Raw genomic sequence first — 9,034 nt, forward strand, 5'->3', positions numbered from 1 at the left:
ATCTGACTGGAACTACCGATCTTTAACAGTGACCAGTGACCAGTGACCAGCGACCACGCACCACTCTTTCCTGATAACTGATAACTGATAACAGACGTTACATGTAACGTCTCTACACTGATAACTGACAACTGATTTAAAGGCTTACCTGCTGTTTTCTCGATCGATCGTTCCTGTCTGTATCGTTTGCCCAAAACACTAATCGAACTCAGGATCTATGTTACTGAGCATTGCCAATACATTCATTAAGCGACCAGTCTTAACGACAGTCTGTACCGTGGTTATTCTTTTACTGGGAGCAATTTGCATTCCGCTGTTGCCCTTAGATAAACTCCCAGAAATGGCATTAAAACAAGTTACCGTGACAGCAAATTATCTCGGTAGCGATGCCAAAACCACAGAAGAAAACGTTACCACCGTACTAGAACGACAGATCAACGGTACGGAGCGGGCTGTATATATGTCCTCTCAAACAACGAATAATGGTGACACGACCATTAACGTCTCCTTTCCTACGGAGATGGACAGAAATACCGCTCAAGTCCTCGTTCAAAACAACGTCGCCGTTGCTGAAGCAGAACTACCAGAAGAGGTAAATCGCACGGGTGTTGTTACGCAAAAACAATCTCCAACAATTACTATTGCTTATGCCTTTTATTCAGAAAAAAACGAGCAAGGTAACTATATTTACGACAACGTATTTATTAGTAATTATGTCGATCGCCTGATTTTTGATGAAATCAAACGGATTGAGGGCGTAGGCAATTTAAGAATAATTGGCGAACGAAGATATGCAATGCGGATCTGGCTCAATCCCGATGCCTTGGCTGCAAGAAATTTATCAGCTCAAGATGTCATCAATGCCATTTCCGAGCAAAACATTCAAGTAGGGGCGGGTAGAATCGGTCAGCAACCGACCCAAGCCAAGCACGACTATGAAATCGCCTTACGCGCGATCGGTCGCTTTACGACTCCTGAAGAGGCTGAAGATATTGTCGTGCAAGTGGGTCAAAACGGGACGCTAACGCGGCTCAAAGATGTCGGTCGTGCTGAAGTTGGGGCGCAAGACTATAGCGCTACGACTCTATTTGATGGCGCTCCTTCAGTGATTTTATTAGCCTATCAATTGCCTGGAAGTAATGCTTGGAATACAGCCAACTTAATTAAGGCGAGGATGGCAGATTTAGAGCAAAGTTTTCCGCCAGGATTGAAAGCAACGGTTGGTTTAGACAATACGTTGTTCGTCTCAGCTTCCCTAGATGAAGCCTTTAAAACTTTAATGGAAGCGATCGCCTTAGTCTTTTTGGTAATCTTTATTTTCCTCCAAGACTGGCGTACCACAATTATTCCCGCCCTGGCAATTCCCGTGTCCTTAATTGGGGCGATGGCATTTGCTTTCATGTTTGGGTTTAGCCTGAATCAGTTAACGCTATTCGGAGTCATTTTAGCCACGGGTTTAGTCGTAGACGATGGAATTGTAGTTGTAGAAGCGATCGCCGCTAAATTATCTCAGGGAATGCGACCAGTGCAAGCGGCGATCGATGCGATGGGAGAACTGACTGGGGCAATTATTGCTACATCTGTGGTGCTGATGGCAGTATTTATTCCCGTGACCTTCTTTCCAGGCACGACGGGAATTGTCTACAGACAGTTTGCCTTAATTATTGCCTTTGCGATCGCTATTTCTACCTTCAACGCTCTTACCTTTTCCCCTAGCATGTCAGCCATCATCATGCGACGACAGCAGGAGGTGCATGGACCCTTGGGCTGGTTTTTTGGCTGGTTTAATCGCGGGTTTGACTGGTTTAAAGAACAGTATGGCAAGTCAGTAGAATTTCTAATCCGCCTGCGGATGATAGTCATCCCAATTTTTCTAGCAGGCTTAATTGCTACGGGTTGGCTTTATCAGACTACACCCCAAGGATTTATTCCCGAAGAAGATCAAGGCTATTTCTTTGCGATCGCCGAAGCTCCTTCGGGTGTCTCTTTAAATTACACCACTAATCTCGTCCAAAAAGTTACCCAGATTATCAAACCCCTACCAGAAGTCGAACACGTAGTTGGTAATGCAGGCTTTGGTTTTCAGGGTAATGCCAGTAACAAGGCACTGTTTTTCGTCAAGCTCAAAGATTGGGAAGAACGCCCCGGTGCAGACAAGTCAATCTTCGGACTCCTGCAACAAATTAACCAAAAATTGCAAGCAAACGTTCCCGAAGCCAGACTAATCGCTGTCAACGCACCACCAGTGGATGGTTTAGGGAGTACGGGTGGTTTCGAGATGTACATCCAAAACCGCCAAGCCTTACCAATGGAAGCCTTGATTGATAACACGCAAAAAGTAGTCGAAGCAGCAAGAAAGCGTCCAGAGTTAGCGGGTGTATTTACTCAATTTACCTTCGGTGCGCCGATGATGGAAATCTCCATCGATCGCGAACAAGCTAAAGCCTTGAACGTCCAATTGAGCGATATTTTCAATACGATGCAGACGTACTTGGGGGCGAGATATGTCAACCAATACGTTCTCGGCGGACGACTGTATCGCGTGCAAGTGCAAGCAGAAGAGACATCGCGCTCTAACCCTGACGATATCGGTCGTTTATACGTCCGTTCTGTAGATGGGAATTCCGTACCACTGAGTAATGTGGTGAAAGTCGAGCAAATGACCTATCCACCAATTATTACTCACTACAACGTTTATCCATCGATTAACATTCAAGGCGCACCCGCCCCAGGTTACAGTACCGGACAAGCGATGAGAGCAATGGAAGAGGTAGCAGAGCAAGTATTGCAACCAGGATTCGGTTACGCCTGGACAGGGACGGCTTTTCAAGAAAAAGCTTCTGGTGGTGCTGCCCCAATTATTTTTGGTCTAGCCTTTGTGATGGTGTTTTTAGTCTTGGCGGCGCAGTACGAAAGCTACGTTGACCCCATCATCATCATGATTACCGTACCTCTAGCAATTTTAGGCGCGATCGGGGCGTTGCTGCTCCGTGCCAATTTGCTCCAAGCAGGTTCGGTTTGGCCTGTTGTCAACAATAACATTTACGCTCAAGTCGCTCTCGTCATGCTAATTGGCTTAGCCAGTAAAAACGCAATTCTGATTGTAGAATTTGCCAACCAGTCAGCAGAACTAGGCATGAGCTACACCAAAGCAGCAATTCGAGCCGCAGAGGAACGCTTGCGACCGATTCTGATGACAGCAATTTCTGGTTTAGTTGGTTTTTGGCCTTTGGTCATAGCGGCGGGTGCAGGAGCCATGAGTCGCTGGTCATTAGGAACAGCACTATTTGGCGGCTACCTATTTTCGACGCTTTTGAGTTTGTTCTTAGTCCCGGTGCTGTACGTTGCGATTAAGAACATGGAAGAAAATTTCTTGAAACCAAGTAAACCAAAACAGATTCAGCCTAAAGAAGACAGACAGCCGCAGCCGTTAGCTAGGTGATTTATCGTTTGTCATTTGTCATTTGTCATTGGTGGTTAATTAATTGTGACTTTTAACTCCTGTACGGGCGGGTTTTGGACGAAGCGCTCTTGTCGCAAACCGTGAATCTGTTGCTAAACCCGCCCCTACAACTACTGACTTACCCATTACCAATTACCCATTACCAAACCATGTTTCGCAACTGGACTCTTGACGACTGGATCAACCACGTTTTGTTTATAGCTACAATTCTGTATCTGTTTTACTCCTTCTTTTTGCACCATTGAGCAGTTATTAGTTATCAGGGAGCAGTGACCAACAACCATCAACCATCAACCATCAACTAACAACCAAAAAACAGCAAAATAGTAATTGAGGATACATCTGTAGGAGCGATTCATGCATTCAAGCACCCAGCCGCAGGATTTGGCGTGGCAGTTCTGGCTGGCTTTACCACTCTATCCATTTGGCAAGCGGCGGACGCTTTGCACGGAAGTTGTGCGGGATACGATCTGGACGTTCGACCAGCTTCAGGGCTTTTTCTATGCGGTTGTCACGATTCGGATGACTGTTGTTAAGCTTAATGCTGGTGGTTTGTTGATCTATGCACCCGTTGCCCCAACAAAAGAGTGCATTCGCATGGTGAATGAGTTGGTGGCAAAGTATGGTGATGTGAAGTATATTATTTTGCCTACCAGTTCGGGATTGGAACACAAGATTTTTGTTGGTCCTTTCGCTCGATGTTTTCCTCAATCCCAGGTTTTCGTGGCTCCGAACCAATGGAGTTTTCCGCTCAAGCTACCGCTATCGTGGTTGGGGTTTCCTGGCAAGCGCACTCAAGTATTGCCGGAAAACTCTAAACAGGCTCCCTTTGGGTCAGAATTTGACTATGCCGTGTTGGATCTGGACTTAGGCAAGGGTTCTTTTGCAGAAGTCGCACTTCTCCACAAGCGATCGCGCACTCTACTATTAACTGATTCCATCATCTCCATTCCAGAAGAACCACCCGCGCTTTTGCAGTTAGATCCGTATCCTTTGCTGTTTCATGCGAGAGATAGTGGGGACGAGGCAATAGAAGACACTCCCGCCAATCGCCGTAAGGGATGGCAGCGGATTTGCTTGTTTGCAACTTACTTCCGTCCTGGGACGGTGGAAACAGCAGGACTGGTGCAGATGTTAAGCGATGCTGCCAAAGCCAAAGAGCGATCGCGACAAGCTTACTTTGGCTTATACCCGTTCCGTTGGCAAGCGGGATGGCAGCGATCGTTCGATATGCTCTGTAGCAACGGTCGTCCGTTTGTCGCCCCAATCTTGCAAACTCTAATTTTTCCCCAAGCACCAAAACAAGTTTTAGACTGGGCAGATAAGGTAGCAACTTGGGATTTTGGACGGATTATTAGCTGTCACTTGGATGCACCGATCGCCACAACTCCTTATGAATTCCGACAGGCTTTTGCTTGCCTAGAACAAAATCCCCGCGCGAGTCAAAATGCGCCTCTACCAGAAGCAGATTTTGGATTCTTGCGGCAACTGGAAACATTTTTAGTCAAATACGGCGTTGCTACGCCAGCTAAAGAGAAAGTTTAACGAATAGTTATCAGTTATCAGTGTAGAGACGTTACATGTAACGTCTCTACACTGGCTCAATGTGGCAGTATATACTTATGTCAGGAAGCGTCGCCAGACTGTGATTCATGAACTCAGAATTGTTGACAAGATTGCGCGCTTGCTGTAAGGATGAAGCGGCATTCGAGCAGATGCAACAACTTCTGATTGACAAAATTCAACCTTTAAAGCAAGAAATAGAGCGCGCGAATTTACAGGTAGAAAGGCAGAAAGCCCTGTTTAACGCGATCGCCCGACTCCGAGAACCCCTCGATCTTGAAGCGATTTTTCAAGCCACGGCTACTGAGGTGCGTCAACTTTTGGTAGCAGACCGAGTGGGAATGTTTCGCTTCTATGCTGATTCTGGTTGGAATGACGGAGAATTTGTGTCTGAGGATGTTGCCGCTGATTTTGGCTCAGCCATAGCGCAGAAAGTCCACGATCGTTGCTTTGGCGATCGATATGCCATCCATTACCAACAGGGACGGGTGCAGGCAGTTGCCGACATCTACGACGCTGGGCTGAGTGACTGCCACATTGAGATCCTCGCCCGATTTCAAGTTCGGGCTAACTTGGTCGTGCCACTCCTACAGGGACAAAATCTCTGGGGATTGCTCTGCATTCATCAATGTCGCGCCCCGCGTCAGTGGCAGGAAACCGAGATCGAATTTGTCCATCAGATTGCCAATCATCTAGGGGTGGCTCTCCAGCACGCCGAACTACTTGCAGAATTACGGGCAGAGATTGTCGAACGACAGCAAGCCGAACAACGCGCTCAAGAGTTGAATCAGGAATTGCAGCAAGCGATCGTCGAACTGAAGGCGGTGAATAAGGAATTGGAAGCCTTTAGCTATTCAGTCTCCCACGATTTGCGCGCGCCCTTACGCAGTATTGACGGCTTTAGCCAGGCATTGCTGGAAGACTGCCTTGACCAATTAGATAGTACCGGACAAGACTATCTGCACCGCATCCGCTCCGCTACCCAGCGGATGGGGCAGTTGATTGACGATCTCCTCACCCTATCGCGAGTTACTCGCAGCGAGATGAGCAGGGAATCAGTCGCTCTGAGCCGATTAGCCAGTCGTATCTGCACGGATTTACAGATGGCTCATCCAGATCGGCAGGTGGAGTTTGCAGTTCAACCTGGTTTAGTTGTCCAAGGAGATCCCCGTCTGCTGGAAGTTTTATTAGATAATTTATTGAATAATGCTTGGAAATTTACCTCTAGGCAGTTGCAGGCAAAAATTGAATTTGGGGCGATCGCACAGGAAAATGGGATTCCCGCTTTCTTTGTGCGGGATGATGGCGTAGGCTTTGACATGGTTTATGCTGACAAGTTATTTAGACCGTTCCAGCGATTGCATGGTATGAACGAATTTTTCGGTAATGGAATTGGACTTGCTACAGTGCAGCGAATCGTGCATCGGCATGGGGGACGGGTGTGGGCAGAAGGGGCATTGACACGAGGAGCGACTTTTTATTTCACGCTCTTCACAGAGGAGGTCGAGGCATGAATGGGAATGGCGATCGCAAAGTCATTCTTCTCGTAGAAGATAATCCTGACGACGAAGCATTGGCAATCCGCGCCCTTAAACGCCATCACATCGGGAATGATATTGTCGTCGCCCATGATGGAGTCGAAGCCCTGGACTACCTGTTTGGCACGGGCATATATGCACAACGAGATGTCAGCAGTAAACCGACCGTAGTTTTGTTGGATCTAAAGCTACCTCGCGTCGATGGGCTTGAAGTTTTACGCCGTTTACGGGAAGATGAACGCACTAAACTATTGCCCGTGGTCGTCTTGACGACTTCTAGCGAAGAGCGAGATTTGCTCAATAGTTACAGCTTGGGGTGCAACAGTTATATTCGCAAACCCGTGGATTTTCTTCAGTTTTCCGAGGCAATTCGGCAATTAGGGATGTATTGGCTATTGATGAACGAACCACCACCGCTTTAGGAAAGCGCGATGAACCTTCACCTACGCATTCTAGTTGTCGAGGATTCGGAAAACGATATGTTGCTAATGCTGCGGGAACTGCGGCGGAGCGGCTATAGCGTGGATTACGAGCGGGTAGAGACTGCTGCCCAGATGCAGGCGGCGCTCGATCGCCAGTCGTGGGATATTGTCATTGCCGATTACACTCTACCTGCGTTTAGCGCTCCAGATGCCCTGAAACTACTGCAAAGCCAGCAGCGTAATTTACCGTTTATCATTGTCTCCGGTACGATTGGCGAAGAAACTGCTGTTGCTGCTATGAAAGCGGGAGCGCACGACTACATCACCAAGGGTAATTTAGCTCGGTTAATGCCTGCGGTGGAGCGAGAACTGCGCGAGGCGAAGGAACGACAAAAACGACATAACGCAGAACAGGCATTAAGAGAAAGCGAAGAACGGTTTCGTCAATTGGCAGAAAACATTGCCGAGAGCGTGTTTTGGATGTCAGACCCCAAAGCGCGTCAGCAACTCTACGTCAGCCCTGCCTACGAACGTATCTGGGGGCGATCCTGCGAGAGTTTGTATGCCAACCTTATGGAATGGTTAGAGGCAATTCATCCTGAAGATCGGCAACGCATTCAAACAAACTTCTTCGAGCAGGCTTTAGCAGGTCATTACGATGAAGAGTATCGAATTATCCGTCCCGATGGCTCAATCCGATGGATTCGCGATCGCGGTTTTCCGATTCAAAATGACTCTGGTGCATCTTACCGCGTGGTAGGCATTGCGGAAGATATTACTACTCGCAAGCTGACAGAAGCAGCCCTGCGCCACGCCCAACGTTTGGAAAGTCTGGGGACTCTGGCAAGTGGCATTGCCCACGACTTCAACAATATTCTCACTCCGATTCTGGCAACCGCTCAACTGCTATCTCTAAAACTCCCCCTAGACGAGCAGGATCGACACCTACTCCAGCTGATCGAAGACAGTGCCAAACGCGGGGCAGATTTGGTTAAGCAAATTTTAGTCTTTGCTCGTGGGGTGGAAGGCAAGCGAGTGCCATTGCAACTCAGACATATATTGTCAGAAGTCATGCACGTTGCCCGCCAAACCTTCCCCAAAACCATTGAAATTTATACAGACTTTCCCACTGCTAATCTTTGGACGGTTGCTGCCGATGCTACGCAGCTGCATCAGGTATTCATGAATCTCTGCGTCAATGCCCGCGACGCTATGCCCAATGGTGGAACTCTCGGGCTTGCAGCTGAAAATAAACTCGTTGATGAAGCCTGTACTCGGATGAATCCAGAAGCTAGCCCGGGTTCTTACGTGGCGATCGCGATTTCGGATACAGGAACGGGAATTCCATCTGAACTGTTAGAGCGAATTTTTGACCCCTTTTTCACGACTAAAGAAGTGGGCAAAGGGACAGGACTGGGTTTATCCACTGCGTTAGGCATTGTGAAAAACCACGGTGGTTTTGTCAAGGTGTACAGCGAGGTGGGAAGAGGGTCGCAATTTAAAGTATACTTACCTGCGATCGAAGATGCAGAGACTCAGCCAGCAGCAGAACTCGCGCTTTTGACTGGCAACAACGAGTTAATTCTGATTGTGGAAGACGAACTATCGATCCAACAGGTGACTCAAACCTCCTTGGAAGAGTACAATTACAGGACTCTGATTGCCAAAGATGGGATTGAGGCGATCGCTCTCTATGCCGCTCGTAAGTATGAGATCGATCTCGTGCTGATGGATGTGATGATGCCGTTGATGGATGGGTTAACTGCAACTCGCACCCTACAAAAACTCAATCCTAAAATCAAGGCGATCGTTACGAGTGGTTTAGCATCGAATAGCCTGATGGCTGAAATAACCGAAATCGGTGTCAAAGCATTTTTACCCAAGCCCTACACGACGAAAGAATTATTGGACGCAATACATAAAGTTTTGCAGCTTGATAGGTAATTGGTAGTTGGTTGTTGGTAATTGGTAGTTGCTCCTTCCGCCCCTCTGCTCCCTTTCCACTAATACTAATAACTGATTTACAGCTCAAATTCCACTTTGACGAC

Annotated in this window: 5 protein-coding genes; all 5 read left to right on the forward strand. The window is 47.6% G+C overall.

The genetic code is table 11. The annotated features are described in order from the left end of the window. Positions 1-217: 217 nt before the first annotated feature. Positions 218-3,442 carry an efflux RND transporter permease subunit gene (locus tag C7Y66_RS19180; protein WP_106546797.1) on the forward strand — a complete coding sequence of 1,075 codons (3,225 nt, stop codon included), beginning with the start codon at positions 218-220 and terminating at the stop codon, positions 3,440-3,442. 378 nt (positions 3,443-3,820) lie between these two features. Continuing rightward, a complete protein-coding gene (locus C7Y66_RS19190) occupies positions 3,821-5,008 on the forward strand; it encodes a DUF4336 domain-containing protein (RefSeq protein WP_106546799.1) in 1,188 nt (395 codons plus the stop codon). Between the two features lie 107 nt (positions 5,009-5,115). Then, complete coding sequence (locus C7Y66_RS19195; RefSeq protein WP_106546800.1) at positions 5,116-6,540, forward strand: GAF domain-containing protein; 1,425 nt, start codon at positions 5,116-5,118, stop codon at positions 6,538-6,540. Next, complete coding sequence (locus tag C7Y66_RS19200) at positions 6,537-6,986, forward strand: response regulator (protein WP_015154449.1); 450 nt, start codon at positions 6,537-6,539, stop codon at positions 6,984-6,986. The genes C7Y66_RS19195 and C7Y66_RS19200 overlap by 4 nt, the downstream gene beginning before the upstream one ends. A 9-nt stretch (positions 6,987-6,995) precedes the next feature. Beyond that, positions 6,996-8,930, forward strand: coding sequence for a response regulator (locus C7Y66_RS19205; RefSeq protein ID WP_106546801.1), 1,935 nt, complete (start codon positions 6,996-6,998; stop codon positions 8,928-8,930). Positions 8,931-9,034 lie beyond the last annotated feature (104 nt).

It is taken from the genome of Chroococcidiopsis sp. CCALA 051, assembly GCF_003015105.1.
GTDB lineage: Bacteria > Cyanobacteriota > Cyanobacteriia > Cyanobacteriales > Chroococcidiopsidaceae > Chroococcidiopsis > Chroococcidiopsis thermalis.